Raw genomic sequence first — 20,025 nt, forward strand, 5'->3', positions numbered from 1 at the left:
ATCCATGCCCCGGAGGTGGTCACCACGCTCCTGACCGAGGCCGGCACGCTGGTGAATCAAGCCCTTGATGCCGTGGGTATTAAGAAGGAAATTCCGCTGGTGGTGCCGCCCCACCCTCACAACCACCTCCTGGGCGAAACCTTTACCACGCTCGGCGCCATCCGCTTCGGCGACTACGTGTCGAAAATCAGCGTGGCCCCGCTCTCAGCTAACGTGCAGGCGCTGGCCGGCGAGCAGGTGAAGATTACCGACCAAGCCGGCTGGCGCGACCTGGTGGTGGACTTCTTCCGCGCCCAGGGCGCCGAGTATGAGCTGCGCGCCCAGCTCTGCACCGACCTGCAGGCTATGCCCGTGGAAGACGCCGCTGTAGACTGGCCCCAGAACCAGAGCCCCTACCAGCCCCTGGGCAAAATCGTTATTCCGGCCCAGGATGCCTTCAGCCCCGCCCGCCGGGCCTTCGCCGATGATGTGCTTTCGTTTAATCCGTTTCACTGCCTGCCCGAGCACCTGCCGCTGGGCTCCATCAACCGGGCCCGCATCAAGGCCTACGAAACCTCCACGGCCTACCGCCACCGCATGAACGCCCAGCCCCGCCTGGAGCCCCGCGACATCAATGAGCTGCCTCACTAAGCTCGCGCCGTCGGGGCAGTAGCAGACCGGAAGCCAACCGGAGGCGCTGCCTGCCGCGTGCCCCCGGGCTGGCCAACCCTGGCCGGGGCCGGGCCGTTGATTCACCTTTTGGCAACTCCGAGTTGTCTAACCTGTCGGTTATGCTGCACCTGGAACGCATGAAATGGGGACGCATCGCGCTGGCCTGGCTGTTGTTTGCCCTGTTCATGATGGGGCTTGTCTACGGCCAGGCGGTTAGCCGGGGCGCGGCCGTGCACTGGCGCACCGTAGTGCTGAGCCCGCTGCTGCACAGCCTGCTCTGGGCGCTGCTTACGCCGGTGGTGTTTGCCCTGGCGTCCCGCTTCGACCTGACGGCTGGCCGCCGCGGCTTATTGGTCAAGCTCCTGGTGCACGTCGCGGCCGGGGTCGCGCTGACGGTGGGCTACCGGGCCGTGTATGTGCTGGTGCTGCGCCTGCTGGCCGTGCCCGGCACGGAGGTGAGCTGGGCCGCCATCGTGTCCTCGCTCAACGTGTGGGTGCCCATGTACTGGATGCTGCTGCTGGCCGCCTACGCCCTGGAGTACTCCGACCGGTACCGCCACCGCAGCCTGGAAGCGGCCCGCCTGGAAACCCAGCTGGTGCAGGCGCAGCTACAGGCGCTGAAGATGCAGCTCAAGCCCCACTTCCTCTTTAACGCCCTCAACGCCATTGCCGCCCTGACCGGCGACGACCCCAAGGCCGGGCAGCGCATGATGGGCAAGCTGGGACAGTTTCTGCGCGTGGTGCTCGACCACTCCGACGCCCAGCAGGTTACCCTGGAGCAGGAGCTGCAGTTCACGGCCCTGTACCTGGAAATCGAGCAGATTCGCTTCAGCGACCGGCTCACGCTCTGCTACGAGGTGGACCCGGAAACTCGCCCCGCGCTGGTGCCGAGCCTGTTGCTGCAGCCGCTGGTGGAAAACGCCGTGCGCCACGGCATTGCCCGCAACCCCGACGGCGGAACCGTCTGCCTGCGGGCCACGCGGCAGGGCGAGCGGTTGCAACTGGGCGTGTACGACGACGGGCCGGGGGCACCCGGCTTTGACGGCGCCTGGGGCATCGGCCTGCGCAACACCGAGGACCGGCTGCGCGCCCTGCACGGAGCTGGGGCCAGCCTGCGCATCGATACGGGCGCAGGCCAGGGCTTCACCGTCTGGCTGGATTTGCCCTTCATTACTACTGCCTAACCTTACCCGCTTCGCTGTTGGAACCCTTCCGTACCCTGCTTGTCGACGACGAACCCCTGGCCCGTCGGCGCCTGGCCCAGCTGCTGGGCGAGACGACGGACTTTGCCGTGCACGGGGAGTGCCGCAACGGCGCGGAAGCCCTTGCCGCCCTGCAGCAGGGCCCGGCCGTGGACGTGGTGTTCCTGGACGTGCAGATGCCCGACCTGAGCGGGGTGCAAGTGTTGCGCCAACTGGAGGGCGACGGGCCCTGGCCGCTGGTGGTGTTCGTGACGGCCTACGACCAGTACACGCTGCAGGCCTTCGAAACCCACGCCGTGGACTACCTGCTCAAACCCCTGGACGAGGAGCGGTTCCACGAGTGCCTGGCCCACCTGCGCCGCCTGCTGGCCCAGCGCCGGCCACATCCCGCGCCGCCGGCTGAGCAGCTGCTGGTCAAGCAGCCCGGGCACTACTACTTCGTGGCGGCCGAGCAGGTGCAGTACCTGGAAGCCCGCGGCAACTACGTCACCCTGCACGCCGACGGGCGGCAGCACCAGTTGCGCGCCACGCTCGGCCAGCTCGAAAACCGACTTGACCCCAACAGCTTTCTGCGCGTGCACCGCTCGCTGGTCGTCAACACCCGCTACCTCAAGGACCTGCGTCCCTGGACCCGCGGCGAGTACTTGCTGACCCTACAAGACGGCACTCACCTGACTTCCTCGCGCGGCTACGCCGAGAATATCCAGCGCTTTCTAAAAGGGTTTGCGCTCTAAGCCGAAGAAAGCTTTTTGCAAGTGTAGGGCGTGCCATTCATCCCGCAAATAGTCCTACTCGTCCCACAATAGCCCACGCGCCGGCCCATCCGGCGTATGCACAGCTATGTCCGGGCCAAACGGCCGCGACCTAACCCAGGCGAAGGGAAACAGCCGGTTGCGGCCATACCCGTTTGCCGCTACCGTTTTGCACATGCCAACTTCTACTTATGCTGACACGGAGCAGGACCTGGTCCAGCGCCTGCGCGGCCGCGACGAAGCGGCCATGGCCCTGTTCTATGACCGGTACGCGCTGAGCCTCTTCCATGTCATTCACCGGCTGGTACGGCACCAGGCCGCGGCCGAGGACGTGCTGCAGGAGAGCATGATTAAAATCTGGTTTGCCTTTGCGCAATACAACCCCGCGCGGGGCCGCCTCTATACCTGGGCCCTAAACGTGTGCAAGCACGCGGCCATCGACCACATGCGCGTCCAGCGCGGTCGCAGCCAGCGCACCGATTCCCTTCACGAAAGCCTGGAAGCGCACCTGCTGAGCATTCCGGGGTTTCAGACCGAGCACATCGGCGTGGCCGACTGGCCCGGGCAGCTGCGCCCGCACTACCAGTGCGTACTGGACCTGCTCTACTTCGGGGGCTGTACTCAGGAGGAGGCCGCTGAAACGCTGGGGTGGCCGCTGGGCACGGTCAAGACCCGGGCGCGGCAGGCCTTAAAGGAGCTGGCCGGCCGGTTGCAGGAAGCATAGCAAGAAGTTTAATCCATTTTTTCACCCCTTACCTTTTCTTACATGAGCTACATCAAAGTCGGCCAGGATGCCAACGGCGAAGACATCAAGCTGCACTACACCGACCAAGGCTCCGGTGCCCCGGTGGTGCTCATCCACGGCTGGCCCCAGTGCCACGAGGCCTGGACCTACCAGCTGGGCGAACTGCCCAAGCACGGCATTCGCGCCATTGCCTATACCCGCCGCGGCTTCGGCAACTCCTCCCAGCCCTTCGAGGGCTACGACTACGACACGCTGGCCGACGATTTGAAGGCCGTGCTCGACACGCTGAACTTGCAGAACGTGACGCTGGTGGGCTTTTCCATGGGCGGCGGCGAGGTGGCCCGCTACATGAGCCGCCACGGCGGCGCCCGCGTGGCCAAGGTCGTATTCGTTTCCTCGGTGACGCCCTATCTGCTCAAAACCGACGACAACCCCGACGGCGTGGACAAGTCTACCTTCGACGACATCCAGCAGAACCTGGCCAAGGACCGGTTCGACTTCCTGCAGACCTTCGGCAAGCAGTTCTACGGCGAAGGGGCGCTGAGCAAGCCCGTCAGCCAGGCCGTGCTGGACTGGTCGTTTGGCATGGCCTCGCTCGGCTCGCACCAAGCCACGGTAGCCTGCGCCCACGCCTTTGCCGAAACCGACTTCCGTCCCGATTTGGCCGGCATCCGGGTGCCCGCGCTGGTAATTCACGGCGAAGACGATAAGACGGTGCCCATCAAAAACAGCGGCGACCGGATGAAAAACCACCTGCCCCACGCCACTTACATCACCTACAGCGACGCCCCGCACGGGTTGTTCATCACCGAGAAAGAAAAGCTCAACCGCGACCTGATTGACTTTGTCACCGGCACGGAGGTGCGCGGCGGGCAGGTCAGTTAACGGCCCGGCGCTGCTCCCCAGGTCCGGCTCTGCGTGCAGGGCCGGACTTTTTTTTAGCGCGTCGGAGCAAGCCGCACCCTTTTTCGCCTTGCGCCACGTACAGTAAGTTTCTTGCCCATCAGCCCTTACTTCTCATCTTCAACCCACTTTTTCCATGAAAGCCCTCCGAATCCACGGCATGCGCGACGTGCGCGTTGACACGGTCGACGACCCCACCATCCAGGACGACCGCGACGCCATCATCCGCGTCACGAGCACGGCCATTTGCGGGTCCGACCTGCACATCTACAACGGCAGCATCCCGCAGCCCCGCCCCATGACGCTGGGCCACGAGTTCATGGGCATTGTGGAGGAAGTAGGCAAGGGCGTGAGCAACCTCAAGCGCGGCGACCGGGTGGTGGTACCCTTCCCCATTGCCTGCGGCCACTGCCTGTTCTGTAACCACGAGCTGCCCGGCCACTGCGAAAACTCTAACCCCGAGCACTACGGCCCCGAGGGCGGCCTGCTCACGGAGAAAGGCGGCGCTTTATTCGGCTACACGGATTTGTATGGCGGCTACGATGGCGGCCAGGCCGAATACGCCCGCGTGCCCTACGCCGACTTTGGCCCCCGCAAAGTACCCGACAACCTTACCGACGAGCAGGTGCTGTTTCTCACTGACATCTTCCCCACCGGCTATTCCGGTATTGACTGGGCGAATGTGAAGGGCGGCGAAATCGTGGCCATTTTCGGCTCGGGCCCCGTAGGCATCATGGCCGCTAAGTCAGCCTGGCTGCGCGGGGCCTCGCGCGTCATCATCGTCGATACCCAGCAGTACCGGCTGGATTTGGCCAAGAAAGCCGCCAACGCCGAGGGTATTTTGTGGGAAGACCACCAGCAGGTCGTGGACGCCATCCGCAGCATGTCGGGCGGCTACGGCGCGCACGTGTGCGTGGAAGCCGTGGGCTTCGAGCCCGACCGCAGCCTGCTCGACCGGGCCAAGGCCGTTGTGAACCTGGAGAAAGGCTCCGACAAGGTCTTGCTGGCCTGCATGAGCGCCGTGCGCCGTGGCGGCTTCGTGTCGGTGCTGGGCGTATACTCCTCGCCCTTCGACAACTTTCCCATCCACCAGTTCTTCGACAAGGGCATCATCATGCAGGGCGGCCAGGCCCCCGCGCACAAGCACATCGACAAGCTGTTGCAACACGTGGCCAACGGCGACGTGCGCCTCGACGACATCATCTCCCACCGCCTGCCCCTCTCGCAGGCCCCCCACGGCTACGACATTTTCCGCCACAAAAAGGACAACTGCACCAAGGTGGTGCTCACGCCCGGCGCGTAGCCAGCCGATTTGGGCCGTTCGGCGGCCCTTTACGTTACAGCTTGGCGGCCCGTGTGGCGGCCGGGCAGCTTGTTCTCTTTTGCTATGGCACTTCATTTCATCCGGCGGGGCTCCGGCTCGCCCCTGCTCCTGGTTCACGGCATTGGCGGCAGCTGCCGCTCCTGGAGCACGATTCTCGACGCCCTGGCGGCCGAGCACGAGGTCATCGCCGTGGACTTGCCCGGGCACGGGGCGTCGCCGCCGCTGGCGGGGCCGCACACCATCGGCACGCTGGCCGATGCGCTGACGGCCTTTCTGGCCGAGCAGGGCCTGCTGGGCATCGACGCGGTGGGCAGCTCCATGGGCGCCCGGCTGGTGCTGGAGCTGGCCCGGCGCGGCGGGGTGCTGGGCGCCGTGGTGTCGCTGGACCCGGGCGGCTTCTGGGAAGGTTGGGAGGTGCCGTTCTTCTACCATTCCGTGGCCCTGTCGCAAAAGCTGGTGACGGCCCTGCAGCCGGTGATGCCCACGCTGATGCACTCGGCGGCGGGGCGCACGGCGCTGCTGCCCCAGTTTTCGGCCCGGCCCTGGGCCGTGGATGCTCAGCTGGCGCAGGAAGAAATGCACTCCCTGGCCCACACGCCCGTCTTTGCGGAATTGCTGGACGCGCTGGCGCACGGCGAGGTACAGCAGGGCGCCGCAAAAGGCAGTTTGCCGGCCCCGCTCGTCATTGGCTGGGGGCGGCACGACCGGGTGTGTTTGCCCGGCCAGGCGCCGCGGGCCCTGGCCGCATTTCCCGATGCCCGCCTGTACTGGTTTGCCGACAGCGGGCACTTTCCCCAGTGGGACCAGCCCGCCGAAACTGTGCGCCTGATTCTGGCCAGTGTGTCCCGGCAGTCGTTTCGCGACGAGGACATTGCTGCGGCGGACCGGCGGCCGATGAAGACCCGCGCACTACCGGGAGCGGCTGTCGCTGCCGCCGGGCTACTGGTCGTCGCCGGCGCACTCTGGCTGCTGCGCCGGCAGCGCTGACCGACCGGGAAGGCCACAAGCCAAGTAGCAAAAAGCCCGCCCAGAATTCTGGCCGGGCTTTTTGCGGTCAATAAGGCAGCGCTACTACTTGCTTTCCGGCTGCATCTGCATGTTCATCATGGTGGCCAGCATGGAGTCGGGGAAGAACACGCTGGAGGCAAAGTTCATCTTGGCCCCGAAGGTGGGCAGCACCCGGGCTTCGCCGTTTAGCAGGCCCTTATAGCCGCCTTCAGCCACTTCCTGGGCCGTGGCTTTCTTGCTTTGGCCCACCTTGGTGTCTTCGGCGTTGGCCACGCGGAAAAAGTCGGTTTCCGTAGCCGGGGGGCACAGGATAGTCATCGTCACGTCGGACTTCATTTCCTTGAGCTCCTGCTGCAGGGCCTCAGAGAAGCTCAGCACGAAGGCTTTGGTGGCGGCGTACACGGCCTGGCGCGGGTTAGGCAGGAACGAGACTACTGAGCCCAGCTGCAGAATTTTGCCGGCGTTGCGGGTGGTCATTTCGCGCAGGAAGAGCTTGGTGAGCGTCATCAGCGCCAGCACGTTCACGTGCACGATGCCCATCTCCTTTTGCAAATCGGTTTCCACAAACAACCCCGCCTCGCCAAAGCCGGCGTCGTTGACCAGTACGTCGACCTGCAGGCCCTGGCGCTGGGTTTCCTCGAACAGGTGCAGCGGCCCCTCGTGGGTGCTCAAATCGGCAGGGATAACAACGGTTTGCACGCCGGCAAATTCCTGCTGGATGTTCTGCGCGGCTTGCTCCAGGTCACCGCCGGGACGGGCCGAGAGGATAAGTCGGTAGCCGTCGCGGGCAAAGCAGCGGGCAAGTTCAAAGCCGATGCCGCTGGACGCACCGGTAATCAGGACGGTTTGGTTGGCCATAAGGTTGAGATTGGTAAGAAGTGGAGGAAGACCTAAATCAGTAAGCAAGTCGCTAGGAGGGTTGGAAATTCTTACCCCGCAGTCTGCCCGAAGGTTACGATTACTTGCGGGGAGTGCGCCTGAAGGGCGTACCGGGGCTGCCGGCCGTCGCCTGGGACTACACCCAGTGCCGAATTACCCAGGCCAGGGCCAGGGCATCGGCCAGCCACAGTAGGCCACGCTACAGCCTCGCCCTACTATAAAAACGAAGCAGAACCTGCAGGCTAGGCTACAAGGCACACCAGAGCAGCACCCCCAGCCATCCCCACAGCCCCCAGGGTATGTGCCCGGGTGCAGCGTCCACCACGCCCCAACCGAGCATCAGGCCCAGCAGGAGCAGGCCCGTTACACTGCCAACCAGGCCGGCATAAGCGGCCCGGCTGGGTGTTGCCGGCCCGCTCAGTCGGCGGAGGCAGTACCATGCCCCATACAAGGGCAAGGCCAGTAGCCAGAGCGGGTACATCATGGGGCAAGACAGAACCAGGTAGGAGAAATAGCAGCGCCGGCGGTAAAGAAATCCTGGACTGGATTAGGCTCCCGGCTGGTACAGCGGCTCTACCACCGCCAGGGCTTGAGCTACGGCAGCGGCCAAGGCCCGGGGCTCAATCTCGGCGGCCGCCTCGGGATAAGCTTGGTGGTATTCACGGGCCACCCAGCGGGCCGTCTCGGCGGTGCCCATCGATTGCCACAGCACCCGCAGTACTTCCCAGCGCCACACATGGGGCCCGGCGGGCGTACGCCGCCCGACCCAAACGGTGACCTGTCCGCTGGCGACGTGGGCCGTGGCCCGCACGATGTAAAAAGCCGGGGCGCTCATGCCCGGGCCGGCGCAAGCCACGCGGCGCCGTAGTAGCGCTGGTGCAGGGCCAGCGCCTGCCGCAAGGCCCGGAGCACTTCGCCGCCCACCGCGTCAAACGTGGCAGCATCGAGCTGACGAAACTGCTCCCCCAGCCAGGTCGCGGTTTTACCGATTCCCCACTCGTTCCACAGCAGGTAGGGGAAGTCCCACTCCCACACGATGCTGGGCTGGTATGAAAATTGGATGAGCAGCAGCAGCTCGGCCGTGGAGCCGGCCGGCTCGATATAGGCCCGCGCAAGGGCCGTGGAGGTACAGTCAGGCACAGCAGTCGGCTAGAGGGCGGTACTGCTCCAAGACGAGTGCCGCGAAGGTCTGGTAAGAGAAAAAGGCGGAAAGTACAGGCGGGCCGAAAAGCGCTTTTCGACCCGCTTTGTTTGGGGCTGGAAAGCCGAGCTGTTAAGGCTGGCCGCCCCCGCCGCCGGCGCCGTACACCTGGCCGGTAGCGTAGCTGGCGTCGCTGGCCGCCAGCTGCACGTAAATGGAGGCCAACTCCACCGGCTGCCCGGGCCGGCCCAGGGGCGTGTCGCCGCCAAACTTTTTGAGCTTTTCCTGAGTGGCACCGCCGCTCACCTGCAAGGGCGTCCAGATGGGGCCCGGCGCCACGCCGTTCACGCGAATGCCTTTCGGGCCCAGCTGCTTGGCCAGTGACTTGACGTAGCTCATGTTGGCCGCCTTGGTCATGGCGTAGTCGTGCAGCTCGGCCGAAGGGTCGTAGGCCTGCTCCGAGGTGGTGCTGATGATGGCCGCGCCCGGCTTGAGATGGGGCAAAGCCGCTTTGGTAAGCCAAAAGGGCGCGTAAATGTTGGTTTTCATCGTTGCGTCAAAGTCGGCAGAGGAGATATCCAGAATGGACGGCTTGGTTTGCTGGCGCGCGGCGTTGTTGACCAGGATGTCGAGCCCGCCCAGCCCCCGCACGGCCTCGTTGACCAGGCGCTGGCAAAAGGCCTCGTCGCGCAAATCCCCCGGAATGGCCAACGCCTTGCGCCCTTCCTTTTTAATCAGGGCAATGACTTCCTGGGCATCGGCTTCTTCGGCGGGCAGGTAGTTGATGGCCACGTCGGCGCCCTCGCGGGCGTAGGCAATGGCCGCGGCCCGGCCCATGCCCGAGTCGCCCCCGGTAATCAAGGCCTTGCGGCCAGCCAGCCGCCCCGAGCCCTTGTAGCTGGTTTCGCCGTGGTCGGGCCGGGGCTCCATCTTGCTGGCCAGGCCCGGCCAGGGCTGCGACTGCGCCTTGAACGGTGGTTTGGGAAACTTGCTGGTGGGGTCCTGCAGCGGCTCCGCAGCCGCCTCTGCCGAGGTCGTGGCTCCTTCGGCCCCAAACACCGGCGCCACCGCTGCGGCCGCCAATCCCGCTCCCAATCCGCTCAACACCTTGCGCCGGCTGATTTTATGCTCGTTTTTCATATGCACTACCTGATTGTAGGTGAAACGTTGTTGGAGGTAATCGTTGCTGGATGTGGAGAAAGGATAAAACGGTGAAGTAGCTTCGGGCGGTGAGGGGCCAGCTACGGCGACGGTCAGCTAGCTGTTCACCAGTTTGTCCGGGGTGAGCGGCAAAGAGCGCAGGCGCCGGCCCGTGGCGTGAAACACCGCGTTGGTAATGGCCGCCGCCGTGCCCACGCAGCCAATCTCGCCGATGCCGCGGGCGCCCAGCTCGCTGATGTGCGGGTCGGGGATGCCCAGCCACTCCACCTGCATGTCGGGCGTATCGGCCATACTGGGCACGTGGTAGTCGGCCAGGTTGCGCACCACCGCGCGGCCGGTGCGCGCATCGTAGTGCGTGGCTTCCATGAGCGTGGCACCCAGGCCCATGGCCATGCCGCCGATTATCTGCGAGTGCGCCGTTTTGGGGTTCATCAGCCGGCCCACGTCGTACACCCCGCAGAGGCGGGCCACGCGAAGCGTGCCGCTGGCCTCGTCCACCCGCACCTGGGCAAACACGGCCCCAAACGAGTAAAACGAATACTTTTCGCGCTCCTCCCCCGGCTTGGCGCCGTCCGTGGCCACGAGGGAAGGCAGCTTGGTCCGCCGCAGAATCGCGCCGTACTCCTCGCCGGTGGCGGGGCTGGACTTGAGCACCAGACGGCCCTCCCGGGCCTCGATGGCTTCGGGGGCCGCGCCGTGCAGCGGGGAAGCGGGGTCACGCCCGGCCAGGCTTTTCAGGGCTTCCAGCACCGCCTGGGCCGCCGCCTGCGCGGCCGGGCCCACGGTGGCCGTGGTGGTGGAGCCCCCTGTGGTGGGCGCCGAGGGCAGCGAAGAATCCCCCAACTCAAACCGCACCCGCTCGACGGGCAGGGCCAGCGCATCGGCGCTGATTTGGCGGAAGACGGTGTAGGCCCCGTTGCCCAGCTCGTGGGTGGCACTCTGCACCAGGGCGCGGCCGTCGGCAAAAAGGGTGGCACGGGCCTTGGCCTCGCGCCGGCCCGCCGGGTACATGGTGGTGGCCATGCCGTAGCCAATTAGCTGCGTGCCTTCGCGCATGGAGCGCGGCTGCGGGTTGCGGGCGTCCCAGCCGATGAGCTGCCGGCCCCGGGCGTAGCACTCGCGCAGGTGCTTGCTGGACCAGGGTTTGCCGGTTTCGGGGTTTTTCTCGGCGTAGTTGCGCAGGCGCAGCTCCACGGGGTCTAGGTTGAGCTTCGCGGCCAGCTCGTCGATGGCACACTCCAGGGCCCAGCCGCCCACGGTTTCGCCGGGCCCGCGCATGGGGCAGGGCGAGGGCAGGTGCAGGTGGGCCAGCTGGTGGGCGAAGCTCATATTAGGGACGGCGTAGAGCATGCGCGACACCCGGGCGCAGGGCTCGGTAAAGCCGCTGGACTGGGAAGAATGCGTGAGCGTATCGTGGCGCAGGGCCGTGATTCTGCCGTCCCGCGTCGCGCCCAGGGTCAGGGTTTGCCGGGTAGCCGCCCGCTGCCCGGCCACGGCGAACATGTCCTGGCGGCGCCACTCGATTTTCACCGGCCGGCCCACCACCCGGGCGGCCATGGCCGTGAGCAGCGGCGGGGCGTAGAGCCAGCCCTTGGCCCCGAACGCGCCACCGATAAACGGGCAGATGACGTGCACGCTCTCCTTGGGCAAAGCCAGCGAGGTGGCCATGACTTCCTGCAGTACTTCCAGGGCGCGGGTGGTGTCGTAGAGCGTGAGAAAATCGGCACCGTCGCGCTTTTCCCAGCGCGCAATCGTGGCCAGCAGCTCCAGGGGGTTATGATGGGTGATGGCCGACTCGTAAACTGCTTCCAGCCGCACCGGGGCGGCTGCCAGCGCGGCCTCAGGGTTACCGACAGTGACCTGCAGCTTTTCCTTGTTATTGCCCAAAAACGTTTCGGGCAGGGTCTTGCGGCTGGCCGTTGCCATGGCCAGCTGCGGCGCTTGCCCGGCGTAGGTGACGCGCACCAGTGTCGCCGCGTGCCGGGCCCGCTCGTAGGTGTCGGCCACCACCACGGCCAAGGGCTGGCCGGCGTACTCGATGGCGGCGCTTTGCAGCGGCTGCCGGGTTTCGGTGATGCCCCCTTCGCCGCGGAACTGCGTCTCTCCCACTTTGTCGGGAAGCGGCTGCAGGCGAGGCGCATTTTCGTGGGTGAGCACCGCCAATACGCCCGGGGCGTTGCGGGCCGCGGCCACGTCAATGGCTTGCACCGTGCCGTGCGCGATGCTGCTGTCCACGACGGCCCCGTACACCAGACCCGGGACGTCCCATTCGGCCGTGTAGCGCGCGGCGCCGGTGACTTTGAGGCGACCGTCGACGCGGTCAAGGGGTTTTCCAGTGGCGGGCATCATCAGTCGCGAAGTAGGATAAGTAGATTTAACGAGGCGCGGCCAACTGGCCGGCCACGCCGCCCACGCTGGCGGCGAAGGCCGTGCCGGCCGGGCCTTGCAGGGGCCGCAGGCCGCTGGTTTCCAGCAGCGCCCGCACCAGCAGGTCGCGGCCCATGGGAACTTTGTAGGCGTTGTGCTTTAGCGGCCGGGCGTCGGCAAAGGCGGCCTGTGCGGCGGCCCGGAACAGCTTCTCGGAGGGCGGCTGTTCTGCAAGCATAGCCTCGACGGCCGGCAGCCGCCAGGGCTTATGCGCCACGCCTCCCAGCGCCACCCGCACCCGCTGCAGCTTGCCGCCGCTCATTTCCAGCGCCACGGCGCACGACACCAGCGCGTAGGCGTACGAGGCCCGCTCCCGCACCTTCAGGTAGTGGGAGCGACCGGTGAAAGCGAGCAGGTCGATGCTGGTAATCAACTCGCCGTGCGCCAGCACCGTGTCCAGGTGGGGCGTGTCGCCGGGCAGGCGGTGCAGCTCGGGAAAGGCAATGGTGCGCGGGCCGCGTGGCCCCAGGGTCTGCACCCGGGCATCAAGGGCCGACAAGGCCACGGCCAGGTCGCTGGGGTGGGTGGCGATGCAGGCCGCCGAGGCGCCGAACAGGGCGTGCACGTGGTTGTAGCCGCCAATGGCCGCGCACCCCGAGCCCGGCTGGCGCTTGTTGCAGGCCTGGGTCGGGTCGCGGAAGTAAGGGCAGCGGGTGCGCTGCAGCGGGTTGCCGGCCATGGTGGCCATGTTGCGAATCTGCATCGAGGCCCCGGCGAGCAGGGCTTCGCTGACCGCCGGGTAGCGGCGCTGCACGTCGGCGTGGTAGGCCGCGGCGGTGTTGGATACGCCCGCGCCGATGCGCAACCCGCCCTCAAACGCGCTAATCTCGCGCAGCGGCAGGGCCGATACGTCGACCAGCAGCGCGGGGCGGTGCACGTCTTCCTTCATCAAGTCGACGTGTGAGGTGCCGCCGGCAATGAACGTGGCCGCGGGGTTGGGGGCCACCGCGGCCACGGCTTGTTCGGCACTCTCGGCGCGCTGGTACTGGAACGGATGCATGGTCGGGGCGGGGCTAGGCGCGTTGAACTTCCTGAATGGCGGCGATGATGTTGGGGTAGGCGGCGCAGCGGCACAAATTGCCGCTCAGGGCCTCGCGCAGCTCCACGGCCGAGCCGGCCGGCGTGTGCGGGTCCTGCAGCAGGGCCGAAGCGGCCATAAGCTGCCCCGGGGTGCAGTAGCCGCACTGAAAGGCGTCGTGTTTGAGAAAAGCCGCCTGCAGGGGGTGCAGCTCCTCCCCGCTGGCCAGGCCTTCGATGGTGGTAATCCGCTTGCCCTGGGCCATAACAGCTAGTGTAAGGCACGAGAGGGCGCTTTGCCCGTCCAAATGCACGGTGCAGGCGCCGCATTGGCCGTGGTCGCAGCCTTTTTTGGTGCCGGTCAGGTGCAGCTCCTCGCGCAGCGCGTCGAGCAAGGCCACACGCGGGTCGAGCTGCAGGCGGTGGGTTTTGCCGTTGATGGTGAGCGTCACGGCTACTTGACCAGAGCCGCGGGCGGCCGCTTGCGCGTTCGGCGCCGATTTGTCGTCAGCACCGGGGCTGCAGCCGGGCAGCAATAGCAGGGCGGCTGCCGCCAGCGTAGCCGTGACGAAGGTGCGGCGCGAGAGCCCGCTCCCCCATTCACCGCTTGCCCCATTGGCCGGTGCCGGATGCAGGGCTTGCAGGGCCGCCAGCACCTGGCCGGCGCGCAGCTGCTGGCCCGGCCCGACCACGGTTTGCCAGCGCACGATGCCGTGCTCATCCAGCAGAAACAGCGCCTGCTGGCCGCACACGCCAAATTGTGCCGCCAACGTGCCGCGGCAGTCCAGCGCGTGCCAATCCTCGGTGGCCGTGTCGACAAAAGCGGCCCCCGCGCCAAACTCCTGCGAGAGCCGTGCAAAAATCTCGCTTTGGTAGGCATGCGTGGGGTTCCACTCGTCGGGGGCAAAGGCCAGGATAACGGGCCGGCCGCGCAGATCGGACAGGCGGGAGCCATCGGACAGCACGGCGTCCGGTGCAGAGGCGCCGGTTGGTAAAAGGTCAGTTAGTTCGGCCATTATCACCAGAGTCTTATGCGGAGTTTCAAGAGGATACGAACTTTAGCTGCCACTGTTCCACGGCCACTGAGCAGGACATTTGCTCCCAGCTATTGTCCCAGCTATTGTCCCAGCTGTTGGTGCCCCCACGTGATGCAAGCCGGCAACTGCGCGCAGTTGCTTAACATCTACCCTAAGGTTTAGGTTGAAGCAAATATGCTGCCCGCTGCCCTTGCTCATCCACCCCTCCCGCTGCTGCCTTCGGCGCCCCTGCCCACGCCGGAAAGCGCGGCAAATAGTCTCTCCGCCCGGTTGACCGCACACGCTGGCCTGTCCGATTGCGAAGGTGGGTTTCCCGTAGAGGAAATTACCTGGCTGCGGGAAGCGGGGTTATTGCCAGCGCCCTTGCCCACCCCGTTGGGCGGCGCGGATTTGGTTGCAGAGTCCCAAACGGCCGCGCTATTACAAACCCTAAAGCACATCGGCCGTGGTAACTTGGCCGTGGGTCGCCTCTACGAAGGGCATGTTAACGCGCTGCTGCTGCTGCTGCGCTTTGGCCTCCCCGGCCAGGTTGTCCGGTGGGCAGCGGCGGCGGCCGCGGGGCACTTGTTTGGCGTTTGGAATACCGAAGCGCAGGATGGCGTACGGCTGGTGCCCTTGCCGGGCGGGCGCTACCGGCTGCACGGGAGCAAGACCTTTGCCTCGGGCGCGGGCCACGTCACCCGGCCGCTGCTCACGGCCGCGCTGCCGGACGGCGGCTGGCAAATGCTGATTCTGCCCGCTGATGAGCAGGTTCCGCAGCTGGATGCCTCCTTCTGGCGCCCCCTGGGGATGCGGGCCACGGCCAGCTTTCGGGTGGACTTCACCGGGCTGGAGGTCGGGCCGGATGATTTGCTTGGTGCCCCCGGTGACTACTACCAGCAGCCGGGGTTTAGCGGCGGGGCCATCCGGTTTGCCGCCGTGCAGCTGGGCGGCGCCGAAGCCGTGTTCGACGAGGCCCGCCGTTTCCTGAGCCGAGCCGGGCGTACGGATGACCCGTACCAGCGCATGCGCTTCGGGGAGCTGGCCGTCTTGGTGGAAAGCGGCAACCAGTGGCTGCGCGGCGCCGCCGCCCATGCCATGCGGCCGGCCGCCGAAGCCGAGGCCGCCGCTACCGTGGCCTATGCGAACCTGACCCGCACGGCTGTGGAAGGCATCTGCCTGCAGGTGCTGCAGCTGGCCGAGCGCAGCGTGGGCGCCCGGGGGCTGCTGCGGCCCGAGCCTTTCGAGCGCCTGCACCGGGACCTGACGCACTACTTGCGCCAGCCCGCCCCCGATGCCGCCCTGGCCGAGGCGGGCCGGTTTGTATTGGAGCAGGCGGCGACCCCCGCGCACGGCCTTTGGCATGGATAGCCCCCTTACCCTGCCCTTGGATGCGCTGCCCTGGCTGCCGGTAGCGCAGGTAAGCACCCTGGGCCGCACCATCGTGGTGGCCCCGCACGCCGACGATGAGTCGCTGGGCTGCGGCGGCCTGCTGGCGCTGCTGCGCGCGGCCGGGCTGCCCGTCGCCGTCATCCTGGTCAGCGACGGCACGATGTCGCACCCAGGTTCCCAAAAATACCCCGCCGAGGCGCGCCGCGCCCTGCGGGAAGCGGAGTTTAGCGAGGCGTTGCGCATTCTGGGCGTCGCGGCCGATGCCAGTCTGCTGCTGCGGCTGCCCGATGGGGCCGTGCCCGGCCCCGGGGCGCCCGGCTTTGAACAAAGTGTGCAGGCGCTCAGCGCTTTTCTGACAGCTTGGGGCCCCGCTACCCTCGTAGTGCCCTGGCGGCGCGACCCGCACCCCGACCACCGCGCGAGCAGTCAACTCGTGCAGGCGGCCCTGGCCGCGCTGGATGTCCGGCCTCGGCTGCTGGAATACTTGGTGTGGGCCTGGGAGCGGGCGGCGCCTGCCGATTTACCGCAGCAGGGAGAAGTCCAGGGCTGGCGCCTGGATATTAGCGCGGTAAGCACGCAAAAGCAGCGCGCCATCGCGGCACACCGCTCGCAAATCAGCGGCCTGATTGAAGACGACCCGACCGGATTTCAGCTCAGTGAGCAGATGCTGGCCCATTTTGCCCGTCCTTACGAGGTTTACCTGGAAGCGAGCTAGCCAACTAAGACAAGCACCATCTCGCTATGAACCAGCAGCAGCCTCATACTTTGCCCCCCCCCTACTTCGAGAAGGTTTACCAAGCCAACGCGGACCCGTGGCACTTCGAGACCAGCCCCTACGAGCACGCCAAGTACGCCAACACCCTGGCGGCCCTACCCCGGCCGCTCTACGGCCAGGCCTTCGAAGTGGGCTGCTCCCTGGGCGTGCTGACGGAGCAGCTGGCCCTGCGCTGCGAGCACCTGCTGGCGGTTGACGTCGCCCTGGAGCCGCTCCAGCGCGCGCAGGCGCGTTGCGCGCACTTGCCTCAAGTGGTATTCGAGCAGATGTTTCTGCCCGTGGCGTTTCCCCGCCAGCACAATCTGGACTTGGTCGTGCTTTCCGAAGTAGGCTACTACTGGGATTTGGCCGACTTAACGCGGGTGGCGGACGGACTGCTCGCCCGCATGGTAGCCGGCGGGCAGCTGCTGCTGGTGCACTGGACGCCCCTCGTGCCGGATTATCCCCTCACCGGCGACGAAGTGCACGCCTTTTTTCTGCACCTGGCTACGCCGCAAGGTCCTTGGCAGCACTTGCACGGGGAGCGGCACGCCACGTATCGGTTGGACCTGCTGGAAAAGCGCTAATTGCCAGCCTGCTCGTGCTGCCGGATAAGGTGCCGCAGTTCGGCCAGCGCCTGACCCAGTGGGATGGGCGACTGATGCGGCAGCTGGTGCCCGGCTGCTTGCCGACTGCGCTCCACCCAGTGCCATAGGCTCCCGAACGTATCGGCGGCGCGCAGCTGCTGGGCCAGGCCGGTCCGGGAAACTCCTAGCGTGCTGGCCAGCTCGCAGAGCGTTTGATTCGGTAAAGAAGGCTGGTGCGGGAGCTGCCAGTGCCGGCGCAACTGGTTGCGGGCTTGCCATTCCAGCCGCAGCCCCTGCGGGCTCTCCACCAGAAATTCTTGCTGCTGCTGGCGCATGCTGTCCCACTGGCGCAGCTGCCACGACAATCCCACGGCTACGCGCCCCGTGCGCCGGTCGGAAGTCACCGCCTGCACCCGCGGGCTGTGGCGCACGCGCAAGTCGTGGCGGCGCAGGCATTGGTACAGGGCTTCGTCTTCCAGGTAAGGCACCACGGGCAGGCCGCCCACGCGCCGGTAAGCCTGCGGGGTAAGGGCCAGGCTGGCCCCAAAATGCTGGTGGTGCCGGGGCCACGGGTCGGCCGGGTCGGGGTCGACCAGGCTTTCCAGGCGAGCCCGCAGCACCCGGTACGTGGTGTCGCGCAGGTGTTGGTAGCGCGCGGCGCACTTGCTGCCTTCCGGTGTGCCCGTCAGGATGCGCCCCCCTACGGCGTCGTTTCCAGCGCGCAGCTCGGCTTGAATGGCAGCCAGCCACGTGGGCGACACGCAGGTGTCGGCGTCGGTGCTGACCAGAAAAGCGTGGGGGTTGCCCGCCTGCTCCAGCCGGTGGCAGGCCTCATCCATGAGCAGGCGCCGGGCCCGCCCGATGTGGGCCTCCCCGGGCGGTAAGGTCAGCTCGTGCACGTGCAGCGCGAAGGCGGGGTGGGCTTGGGCAAAGGCCCGGGCCACGGCTGCGGTTTGGTCGCTGCAGTTGTTGGCCAGGACCAGCACTTCGAAGCAGCGCGGGTCCCAGGGCCGGCCGGCGAAATCCACTTGGGCCGCCAACGCTGCCAGCGTCGGGCCCAGGGTTGCTACTTCGTTTTTGGCCGGAACAATAACCGAGGCCACCAAGTGCGTGGCGGGCAGTGACCCAAATAGACTCACCCGCACCGGCACCGCGACCCTTGGGGAAGCGGCAGCCGGCTCAACCGGCGGGACCCGGTTGCTGGTCGACGCCGGAGGATAAGAACCACTAGACGGGCAGGTAACGAAGGGAATTGGGGCAGAATCCGGGAAGCTGGCAGCCAAGCAGTTTTACCTTATAATGTCAGACAAGGAAAGCAAGGCACTAACTCCTCAGGCGCCGGAATGTTAAAGTAAACGGGGGCTGGCTGCCTTCTCGCCTGGCGTGTTAATCCATATGGGCCAGAAACTTGTCGGCCGTGCGCAAACTCAGGGCCATGATGGTAAGGGCCGGGTTGACGCTCAGGGCGCTGGGAAAAACGGAGTTGTCGCAGATGTACAGGTTGGGCACGTCGAAGGCCCGGCCGTCGGCATTCACCACGGCGTCGTCGCCACTCAGTCCCATGCGGGCCGTGCCGATGATGTGGGCGTTGCGCGGGAAGGCCCAGATGTCGCTGGCCCCGGCGGCCTCCCAGATGCGGCGCATCAGCTGCTCGGCGTGGCGGGTCATGCGCACCTCGTTTTCCTGGTTGGTGAAGGTGATGTGCGGCTTGGGCAGGCCGCGGGAGTCTTTTTCCTCGGCCAGGGCCAGGAAGTTGTCGGTGTGGGGCAGGCAGTCGCCGAGGATGTTGATGCCGGCCACGTGGTTGTAACCCCGCATGTAGTCCCGCAGGGCCGGTCCCCACAGCCCGCGGCCCCGGGCCACCTGCCCGGCAAAGGTGACGGGCATCACGCCGATGCTTTGCAGTAGGTAGCCGCCGGCAAAGTCAGCATCCCGGGGCCGGTGGGTATCCTCGGATATCAGCGCGCCGGGAATGCCCTTGTAGGGCCGCACCTGCTCGGCAAACGTGCCCCAGACCTGCATGCCAGTGTGGGCCATGAAGTTGCGGCCCACCTGCCCGCTGTTCAATGCCAGCTCGTTAAGTAGCAGCAGGCGCGGCGTTTCAATGGCGCCGGCGCAGAGAAACAGGTGCCGGCATTTCTGGCGCCGGGTCTGCCCGTTTTGCTGGTACACCACGCCCGTGACGGCCCCGCGGGCATTGCGCTCGATTTCGGTCACAAAGCAGTTGGGCCGAATCTCGGCGCCATGAGCCGCGGCCAGGGGCAGAAAGGTGACGTCCATGCTGGCCTTGGCGCCGGTGCTGCAGCCGGCCTGGCAGAAGCCGCGGTTGGTGCAGGCCTCGCGCCAGCCCACGCCTTCTTGGTAGTAGCGGGCCGATAGAGCCGCGTTGGCCGCCGGCGCGGTGCGGATACCCAGCTGCTCGCAGGCCCGCGCCATGAGCTGGGCGGCCCCGTTGAGCGGCAGCGGGGCCAGCGGGTAGGGCCGCCGGCGGGGCTGGCCCCAGGGGTAGCTGGCCGGCCCGGAAATGCCCAAAAATTGCTCCAGCTCATCGTAGTAAGGTTCCAGTTCGTCGTAGCCGAAGGGCCAGTCCACGCCCACGCCAAAGTCGCGGTGCAGGTGCAGGTCGTCGTCCTGGGCGCGGGGCGTGTAGGCCGTGTAGTGCAGCGTGGAGCCGCCCACGCCGGTGCCCGAGTTGTTCTTGCCAAACGCCACCGGGTCCTGGCCGGCCGAGAGGCGCTCGTCGTTCCAGAACAGAAACTCCTGGGCTTTCTCGTCGGTGGCAAAGTCGGTTTTGGGGTTGTGCCAGGGGCCGGCTTCCAGGGCCACCACTTTCAGACCCGCCATGGCCAGCCGGGCCAGCAGCGGCGCCCCGCCCGCCCCCGTGCCGATGACCACGCAGTCTACTTCGTCGGCGGGGTCGGCTATTTCCTGCGGCTCCTCCAACTCAACGGGCCCTGCCGCCGGGTTATTACCGGCCAGAATACGCTGGAGCAGCGGGTCCTGCACTTGGGTTTCGACGGGATTTAGAACGCCTTCTTCCGGAACTTCTTCGTCGGGCATAAGGGT

At 66.5% G+C, this 20,025-nt stretch carries 19 protein-coding genes; 10 read left to right on the plus strand and 9 right to left on the minus strand.

Annotated features, from left to right (window positions below; all coding sequences use genetic code 11):
• The 7 genes from DLM85_RS25660 to DLM85_RS23485 form a co-directional block, all read left to right on the plus strand.
• Positions 1-630, plus strand: a 630-nt coding sequence (locus DLM85_RS25660; RefSeq protein ID WP_481249166.1) for a catalase family protein, incomplete at its 5' end; no start/stop codon positions are given.
• A 140-nt stretch (positions 631-770) separates the two neighbouring features.
• Positions 771-1,835 (plus strand): sensor histidine kinase, encoded by a 1,065-nt coding sequence (locus DLM85_RS23460; protein ID WP_111480624.1) that lies wholly within the window; start codon positions 771-773, stop codon positions 1,833-1,835.
• A 17-nt stretch (positions 1,836-1,852) separates the two neighbouring features.
• Positions 1,853-2,587, plus strand: a complete 735-nt coding sequence (locus DLM85_RS23465) for a LytR/AlgR family response regulator transcription factor (RefSeq protein WP_111480625.1) — start codon at positions 1,853-1,855, stop codon at positions 2,585-2,587.
• A 193-nt stretch (positions 2,588-2,780) separates the two neighbouring features.
• Positions 2,781-3,329, plus strand: a complete 549-nt coding sequence (locus DLM85_RS23470) for an RNA polymerase sigma factor (RefSeq protein WP_111480626.1) — start codon at positions 2,781-2,783, stop codon at positions 3,327-3,329.
• Positions 3,330-3,371: 42 nt separating this feature from the next.
• Positions 3,372-4,235 carry an alpha/beta fold hydrolase gene (locus DLM85_RS23475; RefSeq protein ID WP_111480627.1) on the plus strand — a complete coding sequence of 288 codons (864 nt, stop codon included), beginning with the start codon at positions 3,372-3,374 and terminating at the stop codon, positions 4,233-4,235.
• Positions 4,236-4,389: 154 nt separating this feature from the next.
• Positions 4,390-5,556: a zinc-dependent alcohol dehydrogenase gene (locus DLM85_RS23480; RefSeq protein ID WP_111480628.1), complete on the plus strand. Its 1,167-nt coding sequence runs from the start codon at positions 4,390-4,392 to the stop codon at positions 5,554-5,556.
• 84 nt (positions 5,557-5,640) lie between these two features.
• Positions 5,641-6,564, plus strand: a complete 924-nt coding sequence (locus DLM85_RS23485) for an alpha/beta fold hydrolase (RefSeq protein WP_111480629.1) — start codon at positions 5,641-5,643, stop codon at positions 6,562-6,564.
• An 84-nt stretch (positions 6,565-6,648) separates the two neighbouring features.
• Here the strand turns inward: DLM85_RS23485 and DLM85_RS23490 are convergent, their stop codons facing one another.
• The 7 genes from DLM85_RS23490 to DLM85_RS26315 form a co-directional block, all read right to left on the minus strand.
• Positions 6,649-7,443, minus strand: a complete 795-nt coding sequence (locus DLM85_RS23490; protein WP_111480630.1) for an SDR family NAD(P)-dependent oxidoreductase — start codon at positions 7,441-7,443, stop codon at positions 6,649-6,651.
• 568 nt (positions 7,444-8,011) lie between these two features.
• Positions 8,012-8,299 (minus strand): hypothetical protein, encoded by a 288-nt coding sequence (locus tag DLM85_RS23500; RefSeq protein ID WP_111480632.1) that lies wholly within the window; start codon positions 8,297-8,299, stop codon positions 8,012-8,014.
• Positions 8,296-8,604, minus strand: a complete 309-nt coding sequence (locus tag DLM85_RS23505; protein ID WP_111480633.1) for a hypothetical protein — start codon at positions 8,602-8,604, stop codon at positions 8,296-8,298. Before DLM85_RS23505 ends, DLM85_RS23500 begins: the two co-directional genes overlap by 4 nt.
• Before the next feature lie 133 nt (positions 8,605-8,737).
• Positions 8,738-9,745 (minus strand): SDR family oxidoreductase, encoded by a 1,008-nt coding sequence (locus DLM85_RS23510; RefSeq protein WP_111480634.1) that lies wholly within the window; start codon positions 9,743-9,745, stop codon positions 8,738-8,740.
• Positions 9,746-9,862: 117 nt separating this feature from the next.
• Positions 9,863-12,115 carry a xanthine dehydrogenase family protein molybdopterin-binding subunit gene (locus DLM85_RS23515; protein WP_111480635.1) on the minus strand — a complete coding sequence of 751 codons (2,253 nt, stop codon included), beginning with the start codon at positions 12,113-12,115 and terminating at the stop codon, positions 9,863-9,865.
• Positions 12,116-12,140: 25 nt separating this feature from the next.
• Positions 12,141-13,193, minus strand: a complete 1,053-nt coding sequence (locus tag DLM85_RS23520) for an FAD binding domain-containing protein (protein ID WP_111480636.1) — start codon at positions 13,191-13,193, stop codon at positions 12,141-12,143.
• Positions 13,194-13,206: 13 nt separating this feature from the next.
• Positions 13,207-14,226 carry a 2Fe-2S iron-sulfur cluster-binding protein gene (locus DLM85_RS26315; protein WP_111480637.1) on the minus strand — a complete coding sequence of 340 codons (1,020 nt, stop codon included), beginning with the start codon at positions 14,224-14,226 and terminating at the stop codon, positions 13,207-13,209.
• Between the two features lie 480 nt (positions 14,227-14,706).
• Between DLM85_RS26315 and DLM85_RS23530 the strand changes: the two genes are divergently transcribed.
• The 3 genes from DLM85_RS23530 to DLM85_RS23540 are packed head-to-tail and all read left to right on the plus strand — an operon-like array spanning position 14,707 to position 16,959.
• Positions 14,707-15,597: an acyl-CoA dehydrogenase family protein gene (locus tag DLM85_RS23530; protein WP_243636098.1), complete on the plus strand. Its 891-nt coding sequence runs from the start codon at positions 14,707-14,709 to the stop codon at positions 15,595-15,597.
• A complete protein-coding gene (locus tag DLM85_RS23535; protein WP_111480639.1) occupies positions 15,590-16,333 on the plus strand; it encodes a PIG-L deacetylase family protein in 744 nt (247 codons plus the stop codon). The genes DLM85_RS23530 and DLM85_RS23535 overlap by 8 nt, the downstream gene beginning before the upstream one ends.
• A 50-nt stretch (positions 16,334-16,383) precedes the next feature.
• Positions 16,384-16,959, plus strand: coding sequence for an SAM-dependent methyltransferase (locus DLM85_RS23540; protein WP_243636099.1), 576 nt, complete (start codon positions 16,384-16,386; stop codon positions 16,957-16,959).
• On the opposite strand, the gene DLM85_RS23545 is transcribed toward DLM85_RS23540, so the two are convergent.
• Both DLM85_RS23545 and DLM85_RS23550 read right to left on the minus strand, forming a co-directional pair.
• Positions 16,956-18,062: a glycosyltransferase family 2 protein gene (locus DLM85_RS23545; RefSeq protein WP_165822276.1), complete on the minus strand. Its 1,107-nt coding sequence runs from the start codon at positions 18,060-18,062 to the stop codon at positions 16,956-16,958. The genes DLM85_RS23540 and DLM85_RS23545 overlap by 4 nt on opposite strands.
• 283 nt (positions 18,063-18,345) lie before the next feature.
• Positions 18,346-20,019, minus strand: a complete 1,674-nt coding sequence (locus DLM85_RS23550; protein ID WP_111480642.1) for a GMC family oxidoreductase — start codon at positions 20,017-20,019, stop codon at positions 18,346-18,348.
• Between the last annotated feature and the right edge of the window lie 6 nt (positions 20,020-20,025).

Origin of the sequence: Hymenobacter edaphi (assembly GCF_003258365.1) — a bacterium.
GTDB lineage: Bacteria > Bacteroidota > Bacteroidia > Cytophagales > Hymenobacteraceae > Solirubrum > Solirubrum edaphi.

What these genes read in the sequence shown, in the direction of transcription:
- DLM85_RS23460 (WP_111480624.1), top strand. Translation starts at nt 771, where the DNA reads ATGCTGCACCTGGAACGCATGAAATGGGGACGCATCGCGCTGGCCTGG.
- DLM85_RS23470 (WP_111480626.1), top strand. Translation starts at nt 2,781, where the DNA reads ATGCCAACTTCTACTTATGCTGACACGGAGCAGGACCTGGTCCAGCGC.
- DLM85_RS23475 (WP_111480627.1), top strand. Translation starts at nt 3,372, where the DNA reads ATGAGCTACATCAAAGTCGGCCAGGATGCCAACGGCGAAGACATCAAG.
- DLM85_RS23480 (WP_111480628.1), top strand. Translation starts at nt 4,390, where the DNA reads ATGAAAGCCCTCCGAATCCACGGCATGCGCGACGTGCGCGTTGACACG.
- DLM85_RS23485 (WP_111480629.1), top strand. Translation starts at nt 5,641, where the DNA reads ATGGCACTTCATTTCATCCGGCGGGGCTCCGGCTCGCCCCTGCTCCTG.
- DLM85_RS23490 (WP_111480630.1), bottom strand. Translation starts at nt 7,443, where the DNA reads ATGGCCAACCAAACCGTCCTGATTACCGGTGCGTCCAGCGGCATCGGC.
- DLM85_RS23500 (WP_111480632.1), bottom strand. Translation starts at nt 8,299, where the DNA reads ATGAGCGCCCCGGCTTTTTACATCGTGCGGGCCACGGCCCACGTCGCC.
- DLM85_RS23510 (WP_111480634.1), bottom strand. Translation starts at nt 9,745, where the DNA reads ATGAAAAACGAGCATAAAATCAGCCGGCGCAAGGTGTTGAGCGGATTG.
- DLM85_RS23515 (WP_111480635.1), bottom strand. Translation starts at nt 12,115, where the DNA reads ATGATGCCCGCCACTGGAAAACCCCTTGACCGCGTCGACGGTCGCCTC.
- DLM85_RS23520 (WP_111480636.1), bottom strand. Translation starts at nt 13,193, where the DNA reads ATGCATCCGTTCCAGTACCAGCGCGCCGAGAGTGCCGAACAAGCCGTG.
- DLM85_RS26315 (WP_111480637.1), bottom strand. Translation starts at nt 14,226, where the DNA reads ATGGCCGAACTAACTGACCTTTTACCAACCGGCGCCTCTGCACCGGAC.
- DLM85_RS23535 (WP_111480639.1), top strand. Translation starts at nt 15,590, where the DNA reads ATGGATAGCCCCCTTACCCTGCCCTTGGATGCGCTGCCCTGGCTGCCG.
- DLM85_RS23550 (WP_111480642.1), bottom strand. Translation starts at nt 20,019, where the DNA reads ATGCCCGACGAAGAAGTTCCGGAAGAAGGCGTTCTAAATCCCGTCGAA.